We start from the raw sequence: 16357 nt of genomic DNA, 5'->3' as shown, positions 1-16357 counted from the left end.
ATCCGGTCCCCTTTGTCGCGTTGCACCCAAAGCGTCAACCGTGGCAGGACCTTGGGAGACGCCAAGCCGTCCAATCACGGCTTTTGCAAGGCGAAAACTTTGTTTATGCGTGGGTCATGGCAAGCGATCGCATGATGCAGGCTATCGGCGCACTGGAGCGCGCGGTAAGTCGGTTGGAACAGGATGTGCAGGGTCTAGCGGTCGCGGGTCCGGCCTCTTCCGCCTCCTCCGGCATGGACCCCGTCGCCGCGCGCGCGGCGCTCCGGTCGCTCGATGAACTGATCGCCGATCTTAAAGGGGACTCGCGTGGCTGAAACGAACCTTCAGATCGCCGGGCGTCATTATGCAATCCGATGCCGCGATGGTGAGGAAGCCCATCTTGCCCATCTCGCCAGCCTGATCGAACGCAAGGCACGCCTTGCGCAGCAGAACACGCCGGGCCTTACTGAGGTACGCACCCTGCTGTTCGCCGCCCTCTTCCTGGCTGACGAACTTAACGACCTGAAGCGGGAAGCGATCGGCCGTCAGCAGAGCCTGGCCCTCAATGACGACGATGACGCGGCTGCCCGCGCGATCGAGGCGCTCGCTGCCCGGATAGAAAAGCTGAGCGACAGGCTTGCCGCACCGCCGCCGGACGCCTAGATAAGGGACGACGGGTACTGCCTCGTACGAGCTTTAGCGAACATCCCTGAGGCGATAATCACATCCAAGGGGGCTGTCCCTGGGCGGGTCCAGGCCCGATCTACATGGTCCCCACCTGACGTTGAGGCGTCAGAGGATATTCCAGCAAACGGCCAAGGCGGTCCCGTCACCCTCCTCGTTCTCTCCTCCGTTCGTTTCGAGCGCAGTCGAGAAACCGGTTTCCAGCCCCCTCCTCCAGGTCTAAACGCGGCCCCATGAGCGAAGACCTCGACAAGACCGCCCTGCGCACCCTCGCCCGGACACACCGCCGCGCGTTCGTCCAATCGCTCGATCCGCTGGCGCACAGGCTAGCCTTCAAGGCACTCCCCTCGCCGCTCGCCCGCAGGCTGGGTAATGCGCAGACGGTCGCGCTCTACATGGGCCTGGACGATGAAGCGCCCGCCCAGCGCCTCGCCCCGCAACTCGCAGGGCTGGGCAAGACCCTCGCCCTCCCCCGCGTCATCGACCGGCTCGGCAGCATGGAATTCCTCGCCTGGACGCCCGAGGATCAGCTTCACCCCGGCCTCTATGGCACGCACCATCCCGAACCCAGCGGCCCGCCCGTCGCGCCGGACGTCATCATCGCCCCGCTGCTCGGCTTCGACCGTGCGATGAACCGGCTGGGCCAGGGCGGCGGCTATTATGACCGCGCCTTCGCTCGCCACCCCGATGCGCTGCGGATCGGCCTCGCCTGGTCGGTGCAGGAACAGGACGCCTTGCCCGCCGACCCGTGGGACCTGCCGCTCCACATCATCCTCACCGAAGTCGAATTGATCGAAGGACCCGACGCGTGAACCGCCAGCCTGCACCCTACGAACCCAGCTGGCGCAAGCCGGTGGGCATACTCGCCATCGTCGGGTTGATCCTGCTCTGGGCAGTCCTGGTCGGCAGCCTGTCGGGGTTCATCGGCAGCCTGCCGATGATCGTGCAGGTGCCGGTTTATGTCTTCCTCGGAATCGTTTGGATCTGGGTGCTGCCCCTGAAGCGCTTGCTCGCCTGGATGGAAACGGGCCGCTGGCGGCGCGGCTGAGGCGCCACACGTTCGGCGCGGCCAAGACGTCCAACTTCGTTGCTAGTAGCGCCCACTTCGTCATCCCAGCGCAAGCTGGGATCTATTGAGGCCAGTCCGCACGTCAACGCCTCAGATACCAGCTTTCGCTGGCATGACGCTCATCAAATTTCTTAGAAAATCCGGCCCTTAAGGACCATCCACCCTTCAAAAAGAGTGGCGCGAGTGACGGGGCTCGAACCCGCGACCTCCGGCGTGACAGGCCGGCGCTCTAACCAACTGAGCTACACCCGCGTTCGGTGTGGGCGGGCATCTATGCGGGACCGCCGGACCTGTCAACCGGCTCTTTCGCCACTTTCTTCTTTCTCGTCATTTTCTTCGCGCAACGCCACCGTCAGCGTCCCCCGCTCGAACAGGAAACCCGCGATATCCGGGGTTCCAGCAGCCGCCACCACGGTCTGGATGATGATGAGCAAAGGCACGCCCAGCAGCGCGCCCGGCGTCCCCCACACCCATCCCCAGAAAGTCAGCGACACCAGAATCAGCAGCGGGTTCATCGTCAGCCGCCGCCCCAGCACCATCGGCGTGATCACATTCGCCTCCACCAGATGAAAGCCGATCTGCGTCACCGCAGGCGCCAGCGCGCGCCACACATCGTCGAACACCATGAGGCCGCCCAGCGCCAACAAAGCCGCAGCCAGCATCGGCCCGAAATAGGGCACGAAATTCAAGAGCGCGACGATCCCGCCCCACATCAGCGGCGAAGGCATGCCGATCAGCCACAGCGCAAACGCGACCGCCAGCCCCAGGCACAGGTTGATCGTCGCGATCGTCAGCACATAGGCGGATGTCGCATCCACCACATTCTGGATCACCCGCGCCACCGCCATCGCGCCGTCGAAGCTGCCCCGGCTGTTGATCGTCCGCCGCCGCAGCCGCGTCCAACCGGCAAGGAAAAAATAGATGATGAGCAGCGCGAACACCATCTGGATGATCGCCGAAGGCGCGGATGTCGCGGCGAACTGCAACAGCGATCGTGGCGCATCGACCGCCGCCGTCTGCGCCGCCGCCACCGGCCCGGTCGCGAGCATCTGCACCGTCTCGTCCACGAAATGCTGAAGCTGGGAATAAAAGTCGATCAGCGGCGCCAGATTGTCCTGAATCTTGGGCAAACGCTGTGGCAGCAGCCTGAACCAGTCCGTCGCCGGCACCACGATCAGCACCAGCGCCGTATTCGCCACCACCAAAAACGCGATCACCGCCGCCAGCGCCGCCACGGCGGAAGGCACCCGCCGCCGCTCCATCCATTCGAGAAACGGCACCAGCGCAATGGCGATCACCACCGCCGCCGTCAGTGGCAAGAAAAACTCCGCCCCCTCGCGCAAGGCGAACGGCAAGGCAAGAAGCAGCCCAACGCCCGTCGTCAGCGCGATGGACGCCAGCAGCCGATCCCGCCGCCGGTTGATTTCCAGCTGTTCATGAGGTGTCACTGAATGATCGATCCTGCCCGCATGTCGACAATGTGTACCGGCCCGTCACAGCCCGTCAATTTCATTCATCGGCCCGGACATGGCTAAGGCTCATTAACCAAATTTTCGCTCCCCTGTCCTAAGCAGTACCGAAACGGGGATCGGGGCTTTGAACGGATGATGCGTAAACTGGCGCTGCTGGGCATGGCGGGATGGGCAATGCTGTCCGCACCCTCGCTAGCCCGCACGAACCTGCGCATGGAAACGCAAATGTTCGTGGAGCGCGTCCATACCGATATCAACGGCAGAGCCCGCCGCACCCTCGCCAGCGCCACGCGAGCGGCCCCCGGCGACCAGCTTCTCTTTGTCGTCAACTGCCGGAATGAAGGACGCGGGCCGGTGCAGGGCATCGCCCTGACCAACGCCATCCCGCGCGGCACCCTCCTCGCGGCGCCCGATCCGTCGATGCAAGTATCGGTGGACGGCGGCCAACGCTGGGGTCGTCTGGACGAGCTTTGGCTGCCGACCGCGCTAGGCGGCGTCCGCCGGGCCGTTCCCGCCGACATCACCCATATACGCTGGACCAGCCCCACGCGCCTGTCGCCCGGCGAGACTGCGCGCCTGAGTTATAGGGCAACGATGCGGTAACCGAATCCCTCTCCCCTTCAGGGGTCGGCCAGAGTCACGTGCCTCTGGCCGAGGTGCCGAGCGTAGCGAAGGCGGGAGAGGGGCCTGAAAAGCACAACCGCTGCTCCCCTCTCCCCAGCCTCGCAGGAAGTCGCGTGCCTTCCTGCGACCCCTGAAGGGGAGAGGGCGCAGCCATTCACTCCACGAACAACAGAACCGGCGTCTCCAGCAACCGCTTCACCGCCTGCACAAAATTCGCCGCGTCCCAGCCATCCACCACACGATGGTCGCAACTGATCGACAGGTTCATGAGCTTCGCCGCCACGACCTCCCGTCCTCGAAACACCGGCCGCTCTATCACCCGATTAGGCCCGATAATCGCCACCTCCGGCCGGTTGATGACCGGCGTAGTCGCCACCCCGCCCAGCGGCCCCAGCGACGTCAGCGTCAAAGTCGACCCGGAGAGTTCCTCCACCTTCGCCTTGCCCGACCGCGCGGCCTCTGCCAGCCGCCTGATCTCGCTCGCCAACTGCCAGATATTCCGGTCCTGCGCGTCCCGGATCACCGGCACCATCAACCCCGCGTCCGTCTGCGTCGCGATCCCCATATGCACCGCGCCAAAGCGCGCCACCACGCCCGCTTCGTCATCATAGCGGGCGTTCAGCATCGGAAAGTCCGGCAGCGCCCGGCAAATCGCCACGATCAACAGCGGTAGCATAGTCAGCTTCGGCCGATCCCCACGTTCGCCATTCAACTGCGCGCGCATCCGTTCCAGTTCGGTGACGTCGATCTCTTCCACATAGGAAAAATGGGGAATATGCCGTTTCGACGCCGCCATATTCTCCGCGATGCGGCGGCGCAGGCCGATAACCTTGACCACCTCATCCCCCCGCCGCGCGCGCTGCCCGGCAGGCCGATAGCCCTGCCCCGCGCCGTAAAGCAGGAAAGCGTCGAGATCAGAATGGCGGATATGATCTCCGGTAGGCTTCACCTGGGCGAGGTTTATCCCGAGTTCCTTGGCGCGAGCACAGACGGCGGGCGAGGCGAGCACCTTCTCCCTCTCCCCTTCCGGGACTGCGGGGAGGCACGTACCGCCCTGCTCCCTCTCCCCTTCAGGGGAGAGGGCTGGGGAGAGGGGCTGTAACGCGGACGTTTCGCCTAGCTCCCCCTCTCCCAACCCTCTCCCCTGAAGGGGAGAGGGCTCTTCAGGCTTTTCCTCCGGAGAAGCCCGCTCAACCGACGAAACAATCCCGTTCACCGACGGACCCGCTACCTCACGTCCTTCCGGTGTCTCGGCTTCAATCTCCCCCTCAACCTCAATCTCCACCAACATCGCCCCAATCGCGACCTGCTCACCCGCCTCCCCGGCCAGCCGCGTCACCACCCCCGCGACGGGGCTCTCCATCTCCACCGTAGCCTTATCAGTCATCATGTCGGCAATCGGCTGGTCTTCCTCCACCCGATCCCCGACCTTCACATGCCAGCCGACAATCTCCGCCTCGGAAATACCTTCGCCGATGTCGGGCAGCCTGAACGTGAACAGGGGCATCGCTCAATCCCTCATGATCTTGTTGATCGCTTCCCTGATCCGCACCGGCCCGGGAAAATAGGCCCATTCCAGGCTGTGCGGATAAGGCGTGTCGAAACCCGTCACCCGTTCGATCGGCGCTTCCAGATGATAGAAGCACCGCTCCTGCACCAGGGCGGAAAGCTCCGCGCCAAAACCGCTGGTCCGCGTCGCCTCATGCACGATCAGGCAGCGGCCAGTCTTCTTCACCGACTGCTCGATCGCCTCGATATCCAGCGGCACCAGCGTGCGCAGATCGATGATCTCAGCATCGACGCCCATCTCCGTGACGGTGCTTTCGATCACATGCTCCATCGTCCCATAGCAAAGGATGGTCAGCGCCCCACCCTCCCGCACCGTGCGCGCCTGCCCCAACGGCACGCGATAATAGCCCTCCGGCACCATTGCGCCCGGATGCCCTGCCCAGCTCTTCGCCGGCCGGTCATAATGGCCATCGAACGGGCCGTTATAGATGCGCTTGGGTTCGAAGAAGATCACCGGATCATTATCCTCGATCGCCGCGATCAGCAGCCCCTTGGCGTCATAAGGGGTCGATGGAATCACCGTCTTGATCCCCGAAACATGGGTAAAGATGCCCTCGGGCGACTGGCTATGCGTCTGCCCCCCAAAAATACCCCCGCCAAAGGGCGACCGCACCGTCATCGGCGAGATGAACTCCCCCGCCGACCGATAACGCAGCCGCGCCGCCTCGCTCACCAACTGATCAAGCGCGGGATAGATATAGTCGGCAAACTGTATTTCCGGCACCGGCCGCAACCCATAGGCGCCCATGCCCACTGCGACGCCGATGATCCCGGTCTCGGTAATCGGCGTGTCGAACACCCGGTTCTTGCCAAATTTCTTCTGCAACCCCGCCGTCGCCCGGAAAACGCCGCCAAAATAGCCGACATCCTCCCCCATCACGACGACATCGGGATCACGCTCCATCATCACGTCCAGCGCGCTGTTGATCGCCTGGATCATGCTCATTTGGCGGGTGTCAGTCATTCCCCTCGCCCCTTCAGGGGAGAGGGTTGCGCAGACTTGGCGGCTCTGCCGCCTCGTCGAAGCTGGGAGAGGGGGAGAGCGACGCATCCCCCTCTCCAACCTCCGCTAGCTGGCAAGCCAGCAAGCTCCGTTATCCTCTCCCCTAAAGGAGAGAGGAAAAAAGACCCTTCCCCCCTCACAACCCAGCCGCCTTCGCTTCATCCAGCATCTGCCGCTGCTGCTCCCGCAGATGCCAGGGCATTTCCTCAAACACATCCTCGAACATGCTCTCCATCGGCTGATGCAGGCCATGCCCCAAAATCCCGTTCTTCTCGGCCTCCCGCGCAGCCTCACGCACCTGCTCGGCCAGTTCCTTGTCCATCGCCGCGTGCCGTTCTTCGTCCCAGATGCCGATCGCGATACAGTGCTGCTTCAACCGCGCGATCGGATCGCCCAGCGGCCAGTGACTCCCCTCGTCCGCCGACCGGTAGGCGCTCGGATCATCGGACGTGCTGTGCCCCTCGGTGCGGTAAGTGAAATGCTCGATCAGCGTCGGCCCATGATTGGCCCGCGCCCGGTCCGCTGCCCAGCGCGTCGCGGCATAGACCGCCAGCGCATCATTGCCGTCGATCCTCAGCCCGGCGATGCCATAGCCGATCGCCCGCGCCGCAAAGGTCGTCGCCTCCGCCCCCGCAAAGCCGGAAAAGCTGCTGATCGCCCACTGGTTGTTGACCACGTTGAGGATAACCGGCGCGCGGTAAACGCTGGCGAAGGTGCAAGCGGAATGAAAATCCCCTTCCGCTGTCGAACCTTCCCCGCACCATGTCGCCGCGATCCGCGTATCGCCGCGCGCCGCGCTCGCCATGGCCCAGCCCACCGCCTGCGGATATTGGGTGGCCAGGTTGCCGGAGATCGAGAAGAAGCCCGCGTCCCTCGCCGAATACATGATCGGCAGCTGCCGCCCTTTCAGCCGGTCGCCCTTGTTCGAATAAATCTGGTTCATCATGTCGACCAGCGGCCAGCCGCGCGCGATTAATATGCCCTGCTGGCGGTAGCTGGGGAAACACATGTCGTCGCTCGCCAGCGCCGCCGCCGCGCCGATCGACACCGCCTCCTCGCCCGTCGACTTCATGTAAAAACTAGTCTTGCCCTGCCGCTGCGCGCGGAACATGCGCCCGTCGAACGCGCGGGTCAGCGCCATGCCGCGCAGCATGCGAAGCAGCATCTCGGGTGGCAGCTTCGGGTCCCACGGCCCCACCGCGCGCCCTTCCTCATCCAGCACGCGGACAAGGTCATAGGCCATTTCCCGCATCGCACCCGCGTCCGCAGCCTCATCGGGCCTGCGCGAGGTTCCGGCGGGGGGAATGTCGAAATGACTGAAATCGGCTTCATCGCCTGGCCGAAATTGAGGTTCCGGCACATGCAGCCGCAATGGCGGCAGGTTCCGGCCGGCCGCCGAAAGCTGCTCTCCAGCACCCCGGCCGCCTTGAGTTCCGGCCTTTCCAGCGCCCGAACCGTTCCGGTCGCCCATCCTGCCTCCTACTCGCATTTGCAATATTATTGCTTGATGCAATTATTATATTACAACACTCCCGAAAAGCAAGAGTTCCGTCTTTTCGCTATTTCCTTCTTGAATTCAAACCGCCACCGGCGCCGCAATGTGACTCTGCGGCGCATAATCCACCACCTCGAAATCCTCGATCCGATAATCGAAAATGCTCTCCGGCCGCCTTTTCAACAGCAGTTTCGGCGCCCCTCCCGGTGTCCGGCTGATCTGCTCCTCAACCAGTGCAGCATGGTTCAGGTAAAGATGCACGTCCCCACCGTGCCAGACGATTTCCCCCGGCTCCAGATCGCATTGCTGCGCCAGCATCCGGGTAATCATCGACAGCCCGAATATGTTGAACGCAAACCCAAGGCCAAGGTCACAACTGCGCTGGAACAGCAATCCATTGAGCCGTCCATTCGCCACTTGGAACTGATAGGTCATATGGCAAGGCGGCAGCGCCATCTGCGCCACTTCCGCAACATTCCACCCCGTAAAGAGCAGGCGCCGCGATCCCGGGTTGTTCCTGATCCCCTCGACCAGTTCAGCAATCTGGTTATGCCCCTTCTCCGCCCGCCGGAAGAGCCCGTCACCAACCGCTTCATAGCGCGGCCAATTCACCCACTGCGCCCCATAGACCGGCCCCAGGTCGCCCCACCGTGCCGCAAAGGCCGCATCCTCGACGATCCGCGCCTCAAAATCGTCCCGGCTGATGTCCTCGCCCGTAGCCTTGCGATAGGCATCCAGCGGCCAGTCCGTCCAGATATGCACCCCCTGGCGCACAAGCTCGCGGATATTGGTGTCGCCCGTCAGGAACCACAGCATCTCCCGCGCGGCCACCTTCCAGTAAACGCGCTTGGTCGTCAGCAACGGCACCGCATCATCAGCCAGCGAAAAACGCATGCTGGCGCCCAGCAACGATCGCGTGCCAACCCCCGTCCGGTCTATGCGCTCGTCCCCCTCCGTCCAGACACGGCGCATCAGGTCCAGATATTGCTGTTCGTAATGCGCCTCGGTCGCGATGAGGGTACTGGTCAAAGGGGGGTTCTTTCCTGCTGAACGATTCCAAACTCGCCGCCCCCGCTTTAGCCGAGCGGATAGCCGCTAGCCAATCTTGCTTTCGCTTCGGATCATTCTACCTGCCTTCCCCTCCACAGTGGAGACAGTTGGCCGTGATCACTGATCGGCCCGGCCGCATCCAGTTGCGATGACTACTACGGCAAACATGCAGTTCCTCCTCCTCGACGATGATTGGCGCCCAATACACCGCGTGGATGGCAATGAAGATTGGCGTTGCATCGTGCAGGAACTGCTGCTGCGCGATAGCCACTGGCTGACAATCGAGCAACAGCGCCCCGACCAGCGATCCCCCTATCCATGTTGGAGCGACATTCGCCTTTCACGGACCGTTGCTCGCCGCTTCCGGCCCATGGAGGTCAAGCTCGCCGATCATATAATCCGGGGTGCCGCGAACCAGTTCAGCTTTCGCGCGGCAGGCCTATTATGACCATGTCAAAAAAAGCACCCCCAGCCGCTTGCCAGCCCGAAAAGCCCCCTCTATAGACCCCGCCTGCCCAGCGGCGTTGCAAGCAATGCCGCTATCGGTCGGGGAGTAGCTCAGCCTGGTAGAGCACTGTCTTCGGGAGGCAGGGGCCGGAGGTTCGAATCCTCTCTCCCCGACCAATTACTTTTTATGGCTTAAAATCAATATGTTACGCACACCCTGTGAGGAGCGGCGTAGCATTTAAACGTAGCACTCAACGGCAGAGCGAGCGTCGATAGAGCGATATTTATTCACGACGAACCGTTAAGTACTGGCGCAAAGCCTTTGTGGTTAAGCTCTAGATGGATCGCTACCGCGATCAGGACGAAGGCTCGGTGCCTTCGCCATCATGATATGGAACCAAGAACGTCCTGTTCTAGGTCTGCAACTTCCCTCGCCACAATGGCCCTGAACTCCGCCTCAATAGCTTCTACAGAACGAGATTGAAGCTCCTCCAAGGGGACTCCCTTCACCGTATGAATCAGGTTTAACATCTGATTCAGGTCAAATTTATCGAAGTTGGGAATGTACGGAGACTCATCGCCCCTAAACCGTATCTCATGGTACGCTTTTACAAACCTTGCCACGGCAAGTTGCCGTCCGTGCAATCCGATGCGATCAAGCTGGCTAGCGACAAACTTATCTAAATAGCTGAGTTGTGATAAGTCTTCTGTCTGAGAGAAAAACATCAACCAACCACGGCGCTTCCCGTCAACTATGCAACCGGTAATACGAATATTCAGTTTAAATAAGAACCTCTCGACATTCCGCTTATAGCGAAAGTTTGTAATCACCTTTAGTAGATTTACGAACATCCTGTGTACGGACGATTGTCTCACAGATATCTTGTGGCGAGATAAATTATATCCTAGATAATCTATCCCTTCCGATATTCTCTTTTCTTCTGTTTTTCCGGATTTGCCCATAGGATGCGGCGAAAGACCCAGTCTATCAAGGGCCTTCACGATAGAAACATACCGAGCTTTTATTTCATGAGACGGAGCAACTATCAGTACGTCGTCAACATAACGATGGTAGTTTCCTAGCTCAGATTGATCCTTGTCGAGTTCAGTCATGTACACTGAGGACAGTATATTTGAAATGCTAAGACCTTGAGGTACGCCTTTTAGAAGAGGCGAAGAGTCAGGCTTTCCCCCAGTCACGGTGGAGACTGATTTGCGGATGAAATCTACAAGGAATGGATCAACCCCCCGGCTAGCCAGCATCGCCAACAGACGCTCATGCTCAATGGACGGGAAGAAATCACGTACATCGATCCGGAGAAATGAAAGAGGTTGATCTGTCGCCCGTACAACCTCCGCTATCGCTTTGATATGACTATGAGGCGGACGACTGCGAGCGTCGGGGATTACTGCTGAAAGAGCGTTACAAGCCGCTCGCTGCGCTAAACGATCCCGAACCGTAGGAATTGATATCTGCCTTGGGCACCGTTCAGCGCCTCTAGAAATCAGCTTTTCCCGATATCGAGTAAGCCGGTATGTAGACGCCAGAACCTTTCTGGATATGATTTCTGATTCTTGTATCAAAACCTCATTGAAGGCTCCGATACGTACACCGTCCAGCCCAACGGCTTGAGATTTCGCTATACGTGACTCAAAAAGGGCGCGCAGAACGGCAGGGCGAAAAAAAGACGACTGGTCGAGCTTCAAATCTAACAGTTCAGTCACAGCAGCTTGATCGCAATCAACGGTGCCATAAACACTACGCATATTAGGAAGTACCAAACTGCTTTCCGGAAGTACCCTTGCACTATGATGCGGTTAGGTATCGGGATCACTCCCTTGGAATTTTCAAGCCTATCGCCAGCCCTCCATGCATCAAATAATACATCTTCATAATCATTCTTAGAATGATTTGGATAATGATCTAGCAAGTCCTGATAGGCATTTAACTTCTTTTGACCATCAGAACCAGATTGATAGATAGATTGTAGCCGGAGGTAACAATCTCGGAATATATTCGCGCTATCTTCGAACTTAAATCCATATATTATTAGGGAAAGGCCGAATGTAAGGATAGACGTAATAAAAGATAATTTGTTGGCGGATGATATACCTATCTTATTAGCTACATCATCTTGATAAATACTAAATCCAATTGAAAGAAAGGCGTACCAACTCAAAGCCAAATGGCTCGCTAACGCATACCGCCTGTAGCGCCTCTCAGAGTTGATGCGCGCTTTATAGGTCAGCCAAATGCGTGAAAGATCGACGCCGCGCTGTACCGGTTCCATCAAAGGTGGTGCGGGCACATTAGATTGAAGGCAACTTTTTCCTCTTGAGAAGAAAGCCAAGGCTGAGATTCCCCCGACATACAAGAACAGCTCACAATGTGAACTGACGCCCAGTTTAATAGGCGTCCTGCCCGCACCGCCTTTCGCACTATATGAACTCGTTTCGGGTAACAACCTGTCTAAGCGCGATTTCTTCCAAACCGCTCTAAAACGACCGGTTCCGATACATGTACGAAATATGTATCGAAAATTAGACTTCACATATATTAGATACGTTGCTAGTTTCGTTACACCGAATCGATACAGGAAGTGACGAAATGAGCCGCACCTTCGCCTATTGCCGCGTCAGCACCAGCGACCAGACAACTGACAACCAGATTCAGGAAATTGCATCGGCAGGCTTCACCGTCGATCCCAAGCGGGTTGTTACAGAGACAGTGTCGGGTTCCGTCGCTGCCATGGAGCGTAAGGGCTTCGCTAAGCTGGTAGATCGCCTTGAAGCTGGTGACATTCTCATTGTCACAAAGCTGGACCGTCTAGGCCGCAACGCTATGGACCTTCGCGCCACGGTTGAACGGCTGGCAGCGGAAGGCGTAAAGGTTCACTGCCTTGCCCTAGGTGGCGTGGACCTCACCAGCGCAGCGGGGAAGATGACCATGGCGGTTATAGCTGCCGTCGCTGAGTTTGAGCGCGATTTGCTCATTGAGCGTACACAGGCCGGACTTGCTAGGGCGAAGGCATCTGGCAAGGCCCTAGGCAGGCCACAGACCCTTACGGATGATCAGCAGCGTACCATTATAGAGAAGCGGAAGAACGGCGATTCTCTCGGCGCTTTGGCGAAGGAGTATGCCGTTAGCCGTGCTGCCATTCAGCGGGTTGCGAAGAGATTTGATCAAACACCCTCTTGATTAGGCTTAGCTTTTCATCCTGACTCACTGGGCGACGATAGAAGGTAATTTGGTCACTCCCCGTCCGGGGGCCAAATATCAACGGCTCACTCCTTGAGTTTGAACGTCGTGTCACCAAAATCGTTGCAGTGAGTTCACACGGCACCTGTACAGAATGAAGCCGACCCGCAGCGAGTGAATACCGATCCTGCTGAGTGAAGCACTCCACGTCATTCGCGGTCAACCGAGCAGAGAATTGGGACCGGGAAATGGTACTACTGTCTTGACCATAGGTACCAATGAACAGGTCATGGGTGGGATTTTCATCAGAAATCCGGTCAAATATAGTTTGATTCAACGATCCACAGAGAATTACACTGGTTATGTCATAAATGTGATCATGGATTATATAGTCCTCTATACTTTCGCGATTTTCGGGCCATACGTGCAATCTTACGAGTACGTCATCGCCAAATCTGTTTATATTAAATACGGTGAATCCATACGGATGCTCATAAGCATGAGATGAGACTATCAACTCATTGCATGACTTTAAACGCGCGGCGAGACGCTGGAAGCAGAAATGACCCGCCTCAATGTCATCAGCGATTTTTTCTAAATTACTTATAGGGGTCATGGGGTTCTACGACTGAGGCTAGTATCTGTTGTACCTTGTCTTCGTCTTTGTCGATATCCTGCATACCCGCAAGGCTTATTACCTCTTTGACGAACAGAGCATCCAGCACCCGCGACTTCAAAGATGGTTCGTTGAACTGAACCTCCTTTCCTTGCGTGACACCTTGGAGAATCTCCTCCTTATATGTGTCGTACAACGCACTCCCCGCTCTGCATCTAATTGCAGGCGCCTTCGGGTCTTCTCGCGTCAAGATCGCGGATTTTGATGTGATGTCAGAACGCAACAGGGAATAGTTATCGAGAAGTCCGACGCGGGCATCAATTAATGTACTGACTGAGTGAGCGTGAGCTATGCTTACAATCGCCGATGCTATTTCTTTCTGTATATCCCAACTTGTCCAGTTTGTCACCTTACCTTTAAAGTTAATAGAATTTCTGTAATCGGCGTAGTTACGCATGAGTGTAGCATTACATGGGTCTGGAAGCAAAACGCATATTGATTTTGTGCGCCCGTCCGCTCTTGCCTGCTCGGTCAGAACCGGCAGTACATTTGATCTGAACCATCGAGCAGAACGACCCCGAAACCAATATTGGTCCGTCTGACGAAGGTGCTCAGTCAATGCCCCACTGATATCGCGGGGGTCTATTATCTCGACCTGAGCAGACCTAACTTCTTCTGGAACAAGAAAGAGAAAGAAACTTGCAAGCAAAAAAGTGCTTAGCAGAGTTTGAACTAATGCATCTATGCTATAGGAAACAATATTTGCTCCGGGATCCTTAAAAGGACCTATCGGCTGCGTAACATCTGACAACAGCGGCAGCGCTAAAAACTTGAACATAACAGAGAGGCATGCCGCGCCCACAAGAACAATAAAGAGCCCGCGTACCGCGTGCTTACCCTGCAATAAACGTTCGAGCATTCGCACCCCCTAAGTACAGAAGCCTGTACGATCAGAAGGTCACTAAAGCAAATCGTACCGGCTTGGAAACGTTCACAAACCAAAGGGATTTACGCGGACCCGTCATTTTGCCATGAGGGTCGAGCAGCTTGAGTTACGCAGGCTGTGGGGCGTGGAATCCCCTTTGTCACAAGGCTCGGTCGAGTTTCTCGGCCGGGTGCCTGCGTGCTGTCCAAGGTTTCGGCCCAAAAGCGCAGGGCCTTGTCCTTGTGCAGGGATTCCAACACCCGGCTTTGGGCCGGGTTATGCCTCCAAGGTTCACAGGGGGCAAAATGATCCTAACAGCTATCGCGCTTCTGCTGGCAGCGCAGGAACCCAGAGTTCAACCCATGCTGGTTCCGACAGATGGGAAGAAGCATAAGCTACAGCACAACGGCGAGACGTTCGAGGTCCGCAACTACGGCGACAAGATCACCGTATATCATATCCCTAGCTTCTTTGGTCGCAAGCGGGGCGCGATTGTTCGGGACTGGAATAGGGAAGTTGCCCGGCTCACCAGCGGTTGCGACATCGACGATGAATATGTGGACCCGTTCAGCCTACAGCTTCAAGCCAATCTGATCTGCCATCCTGTAGCCAGCGGGGCTAAAGGATGACCGAACCCGTAAAGGATATGCCTAGGACGGAAGCGGCGATGAAATGGGGCTGTGTCGCTGCCCCCTTCATCGCCATCCTTCTTGTCGTCCTGTACGCCAATGACATGTTGAACTTTAGCAAGCCTGCTAATCCCGATCAGGAATTTGCCGAACGGGCCATGGCGAGCGCGAGGGACGCCATGAAAGACCCTACTTCCGTTAAGTTCAAAGACGTGACCGTCAGCGCAAAGGCCCGCTGCATGTACGGGCAGGTATTGGCTAAGAACGGGTTCGGAGCGTACACTGGTTATCAGCCCTTCGTATGGATCAATGGGCAAACCTTCATCGATAGCAACGATGATACTGACGCCATGATAGCCGCAATCAGGGCCAGGAATAATTGCATGAAGGCTATGGGAGAGGCCGTGCCGCTGACCATCGCGGAAGGATGACGAAATGAAGGAGGGGGCGAAGTCTTAGAAAATTTGCCCTTCCCTCTTCCCTGTCCATGCACAGTGCCGACCCCGATTAATAGGGAAGCTCACAGCCTATAGGCTATATTTAGGTATGTTTATCCCGTCCATTTATTTTCAGGTCATTCGGCTGTTTAAAGATGTTTATTCTGGTTAAGAGATAAACTGTTTTACGCCTGTAATACAGTGATTTGGCGCTATTTCATTATATAACGTGCGGTTGGTTCGGCTCCTGCCAATGTATACCAGCAAAAATACTTCAATCCTCACCAAGCCTTGATAAATCGGCGTCATCCTGATACAATGTATGAAATGACGCCGATTACCTTGGCTAGATCGTCCTAACTTCCAAGCCAAATGCCACCTGTAGGGCTTATTAGCTACAGAACTTCATACATTGATAACAACCTCTCTTGCGAAGGCTATTAGCCGATGTGCAGTAGGACTACTATGTATATTGTTATTACCCGTACCTCTTGTAGCGGGTAACAAGTTACATTCTTAGGGGAACTTAGAAGCCGAAAGGCCAACCTCCTACCCTCCTGCGAGTAGATATAGCTCAAAGGAAAAACTCAAACAGTTATGGGCTGATGCAATCGTCCTAGTGCATTCACTAGGGTATCATACACGGTGTGGCTACCGTCCTCTCCTTTCAAGGGAGAAGGCAACAAGCATTTGAGCTATTTAAGAATGTGTAAAAGCGATATTGGGTGTAAGATTCCGCGTAACGTACTATCTAATGAAACAAGTGGTTATAATTAACCCCTCCAACCATTACCTAGTATCACCCTAGCGGAGGATGAGTTGTATTCAATTTATTGAATAGGGTATACCATCATGCAGATGGTACACCCCAGTTTAAATTAGTTGATATGTTCCAACCCTCTTTGTAGACGCTTCATTGTTCTCATCATGTCGTCTCTAGCTTCCATAGGGTCGTATTCGCCCATGAGATAACTTTTGATGTTTTCGATTGCATCATCGACGAGAGAGGCAAGGTGTTCAATCTTCTGTTCACTGGTCATATCTTTTCGTCCTCAAATTCGTATAAAAATGAGGCCAGTTCCCGGGTGCACCGACCTCGGTTTCCCATTGAGCGAAAAAATTTAAGGCTGGCAATAGCACCAATAATCCCGTTTTTAAT

General features: G+C 57.0%; 18 protein-coding genes, 2 tRNA genes and 1 other RNA gene. 11 read left to right on the top strand and 10 right to left on the bottom strand.

All coding sequences use genetic code 11. The features are described from left to right. Positions 1–116: 116 nt before the first annotated feature. The 5 genes from ACZ5TB_RS02235 (at position 117) to ACZ5TB_RS02215 (ending at position 1711) form a co-directional block, all read left to right on the top strand. Positions 117–314, top strand: coding sequence for a hypothetical protein (locus ACZ5TB_RS02235; RefSeq protein ID WP_460987686.1), 198 nt, complete (start codon positions 117–119; stop codon positions 312–314). Continuing rightward, positions 307–642, top strand: a complete 336-nt coding sequence (locus tag ACZ5TB_RS02230; RefSeq protein WP_464791852.1) for a cell division protein ZapA — start codon at positions 307–309, stop codon at positions 640–642. Before ACZ5TB_RS02235 ends, ACZ5TB_RS02230 begins: the two co-directional genes overlap by 8 nt. Before the next feature lie 11 nt (positions 643–653). Further along, a non-coding RNA gene (gene ssrS / locus ACZ5TB_RS02225) (6S RNA) lies at positions 654–810 on the top strand. Positions 811–896: 86 nt separating this feature from the next. Further along, positions 897–1475, top strand: coding sequence for a 5-formyltetrahydrofolate cyclo-ligase (locus ACZ5TB_RS02220; protein WP_464791851.1), 579 nt, complete (start codon positions 897–899; stop codon positions 1473–1475). Beyond that, positions 1472–1711 (top strand): DUF2842 domain-containing protein, encoded by a 240-nt coding sequence (locus tag ACZ5TB_RS02215; RefSeq protein WP_464791850.1) that lies wholly within the window; start codon positions 1472–1474, stop codon positions 1709–1711. The genes ACZ5TB_RS02220 and ACZ5TB_RS02215 overlap by 4 nt, the downstream gene beginning before the upstream one ends. A gap of 196 nt (positions 1712–1907) precedes the next feature. Here ACZ5TB_RS02215 and ACZ5TB_RS02210 read toward each other — a convergent pair. Then, positions 1908–1984 (bottom strand) — tRNA-Asp (locus ACZ5TB_RS02210). Between the two features lie 41 nt (positions 1985–2025). Further along, the gene (locus ACZ5TB_RS02205) at positions 2026–3180 is read right to left on the bottom strand and encodes an AI-2E family transporter (RefSeq protein WP_464779179.1); all 1155 of its coding nucleotides are present in this window, start codon (positions 3178–3180) and stop codon (positions 2026–2028) included. Between the two features lie 156 nt (positions 3181–3336). Between ACZ5TB_RS02205 and ACZ5TB_RS02200 the strand changes: the two genes are divergently transcribed. Next, complete coding sequence (locus ACZ5TB_RS02200; protein ID WP_464791849.1) at positions 3337–3807, top strand: hypothetical protein; 471 nt, start codon at positions 3337–3339, stop codon at positions 3805–3807. A 175-nt stretch (positions 3808–3982) separates the two neighbouring features. Here the strand turns inward: ACZ5TB_RS02200 and ACZ5TB_RS02195 are convergent, their stop codons facing one another. The 4 genes from ACZ5TB_RS02195 to thyA form a co-directional block, all read right to left on the bottom strand. Further along, positions 3983–5335 (bottom strand): dihydrolipoamide acetyltransferase family protein, encoded by a 1353-nt coding sequence (locus ACZ5TB_RS02195; protein WP_464791848.1) that lies wholly within the window; start codon positions 5333–5335, stop codon positions 3983–3985. Positions 5336–5338: 3 nt separating this feature from the next. Next, positions 5339–6343, bottom strand: coding sequence for an alpha-ketoacid dehydrogenase subunit beta (locus ACZ5TB_RS02190; RefSeq protein ID WP_464792467.1), 1005 nt, complete (start codon positions 6341–6343; stop codon positions 5339–5341). 193 nt (positions 6344–6536) lie between these two features. Beyond that, complete coding sequence (locus ACZ5TB_RS02185; RefSeq protein ID WP_464791847.1) at positions 6537–7871, bottom strand: thiamine pyrophosphate-dependent enzyme; 1335 nt, start codon at positions 7869–7871, stop codon at positions 6537–6539. 105 nt (positions 7872–7976) lie between these two features. Continuing rightward, positions 7977–8867 carry a thymidylate synthase gene (gene thyA, locus ACZ5TB_RS02180; RefSeq protein WP_464792466.1) on the bottom strand — a complete coding sequence of 297 codons (891 nt, stop codon included), beginning with the start codon at positions 8865–8867 and terminating at the stop codon, positions 7977–7979. A gap of 226 nt (positions 8868–9093) precedes the next feature. Here thyA and ACZ5TB_RS02175 point away from each other — a divergent pair, with 226 nt between their 5' ends. Both ACZ5TB_RS02175 and ACZ5TB_RS02170 read left to right on the top strand, forming a co-directional pair. Further along, a complete protein-coding gene (locus ACZ5TB_RS02175; protein WP_464791846.1) occupies positions 9094–9393 on the top strand; it encodes a JAB domain-containing protein in 300 nt (99 codons plus the stop codon). 99 nt (positions 9394–9492) lie between these two features. Then, positions 9493–9569: transfer RNA gene (locus tag ACZ5TB_RS02170), tRNA-Pro, on the top strand. A gap of 207 nt (positions 9570–9776) precedes the next feature. Here the strand turns inward: ACZ5TB_RS02170 and ACZ5TB_RS02165 are convergent. Both ACZ5TB_RS02165 and ACZ5TB_RS02160 read right to left on the bottom strand, forming a co-directional pair. After that, positions 9777–11117, bottom strand: coding sequence for a reverse transcriptase domain-containing protein (locus ACZ5TB_RS02165; RefSeq protein ID WP_464791845.1), 1341 nt, complete (start codon positions 11115–11117; stop codon positions 9777–9779). After that, positions 11114–11857, bottom strand: coding sequence for an SLATT domain-containing protein (locus ACZ5TB_RS02160; protein ID WP_464791844.1), 744 nt, complete (start codon positions 11855–11857; stop codon positions 11114–11116). The genes ACZ5TB_RS02165 and ACZ5TB_RS02160 overlap by 4 nt, the downstream gene beginning before the upstream one ends. 143 nt (positions 11858–12000) lie before the next feature. Here ACZ5TB_RS02160 and ACZ5TB_RS02155 point away from each other — a divergent pair, with 143 nt between their 5' ends. Next, the gene (locus ACZ5TB_RS02155; protein ID WP_464791843.1) at positions 12001–12591 is read left to right on the top strand and encodes a recombinase family protein; all 591 of its coding nucleotides are present in this window, start codon (positions 12001–12003) and stop codon (positions 12589–12591) included. A gap of 599 nt (positions 12592–13190) precedes the next feature. Here the strand turns inward: ACZ5TB_RS02155 and ACZ5TB_RS02150 are convergent. Continuing rightward, positions 13191–14126 carry a hypothetical protein gene (locus tag ACZ5TB_RS02150; protein ID WP_464791842.1) on the bottom strand — a complete coding sequence of 312 codons (936 nt, stop codon included), beginning with the start codon at positions 14124–14126 and terminating at the stop codon, positions 13191–13193. Positions 14127–14437: 311 nt separating this feature from the next. On the opposite strand from ACZ5TB_RS02150, the gene ACZ5TB_RS02145 reads away from it, so the two are divergent. Both ACZ5TB_RS02145 and ACZ5TB_RS02140 read left to right on the top strand, forming a co-directional pair. After that, on the top strand, positions 14438–14761 hold the full coding sequence (locus ACZ5TB_RS02145) for a hypothetical protein (RefSeq protein ID WP_464791841.1): 324 nt from the start codon (positions 14438–14440) through the stop codon (positions 14759–14761). Further along, entirely contained in the window at positions 14758–15192 is a 435-nt protein-coding gene (locus ACZ5TB_RS02140) for a hypothetical protein (protein WP_464791840.1), read from the top strand. Before ACZ5TB_RS02145 ends, ACZ5TB_RS02140 begins: the two co-directional genes overlap by 4 nt. 884 nt (positions 15193–16076) lie before the next feature. On the opposite strand, the gene ACZ5TB_RS02135 is transcribed toward ACZ5TB_RS02140, so the two are convergent. Beyond that, on the bottom strand, positions 16077–16238 hold the full coding sequence (locus ACZ5TB_RS02135; protein WP_464791839.1) for a hypothetical protein: 162 nt from the start codon (positions 16236–16238) through the stop codon (positions 16077–16079). Positions 16239–16357 lie beyond the last annotated feature (119 nt).

This window comes from Sphingobium sp. TomTYG74, assembly GCF_055393875.1.
Note: the sequence above shows the minus strand (reverse complement) of the source record. Positions and strands in the feature narration are given on the sequence as shown.

Bases quoted from the DNA above. Each gene is read 5' to 3' on its own strand.
- ACZ5TB_RS02235 (WP_460987686.1), top strand. From the start codon at position 117: ATGGCAAGCGATCGCATGATGCAGGCTATCGGCGCACTGGAGCGCGCG.
- ACZ5TB_RS02220 (WP_464791851.1), top strand. From the start codon at position 897: ATGAGCGAAGACCTCGACAAGACCGCCCTGCGCACCCTCGCCCGGACA.
- ACZ5TB_RS02200 (WP_464791849.1), top strand. From the start codon at position 3,337: ATGATGCGTAAACTGGCGCTGCTGGGCATGGCGGGATGGGCAATGCTG.
- ACZ5TB_RS02195 (WP_464791848.1), bottom strand. From the start codon at position 5,335: ATGCCCCTGTTCACGTTCAGGCTGCCCGACATCGGCGAAGGTATTTCC.
- ACZ5TB_RS02190 (WP_464792467.1), bottom strand. From the start codon at position 6,343: ATGAGCATGATCCAGGCGATCAACAGCGCGCTGGACGTGATGATGGAG.
- ACZ5TB_RS02185 (WP_464791847.1), bottom strand. From the start codon at position 7,871: ATGGGCGACCGGAACGGTTCGGGCGCTGGAAAGGCCGGAACTCAAGGC.
- thyA (WP_464792466.1), bottom strand. From the start codon at position 8,867: ATGCGCCGTGTCTGGACGGAGGGGGACGAGCGCATAGACCGGACGGGG.
- ACZ5TB_RS02175 (WP_464791846.1), top strand. From the start codon at position 9,094: ATGACTACTACGGCAAACATGCAGTTCCTCCTCCTCGACGATGATTGG.
- ACZ5TB_RS02155 (WP_464791843.1), top strand. From the start codon at position 12,001: ATGAGCCGCACCTTCGCCTATTGCCGCGTCAGCACCAGCGACCAGACA.
- ACZ5TB_RS02150 (WP_464791842.1), bottom strand. From the start codon at position 14,126: ATGCTCGAACGTTTATTGCAGGGTAAGCACGCGGTACGCGGGCTCTTT.
- ACZ5TB_RS02145 (WP_464791841.1), top strand. From the start codon at position 14,438: ATGATCCTAACAGCTATCGCGCTTCTGCTGGCAGCGCAGGAACCCAGA.
- ACZ5TB_RS02140 (WP_464791840.1), top strand. From the start codon at position 14,758: ATGACCGAACCCGTAAAGGATATGCCTAGGACGGAAGCGGCGATGAAA.
- ACZ5TB_RS02135 (WP_464791839.1), bottom strand. From the start codon at position 16,238: ATGACCAGTGAACAGAAGATTGAACACCTTGCCTCTCTCGTCGATGAT.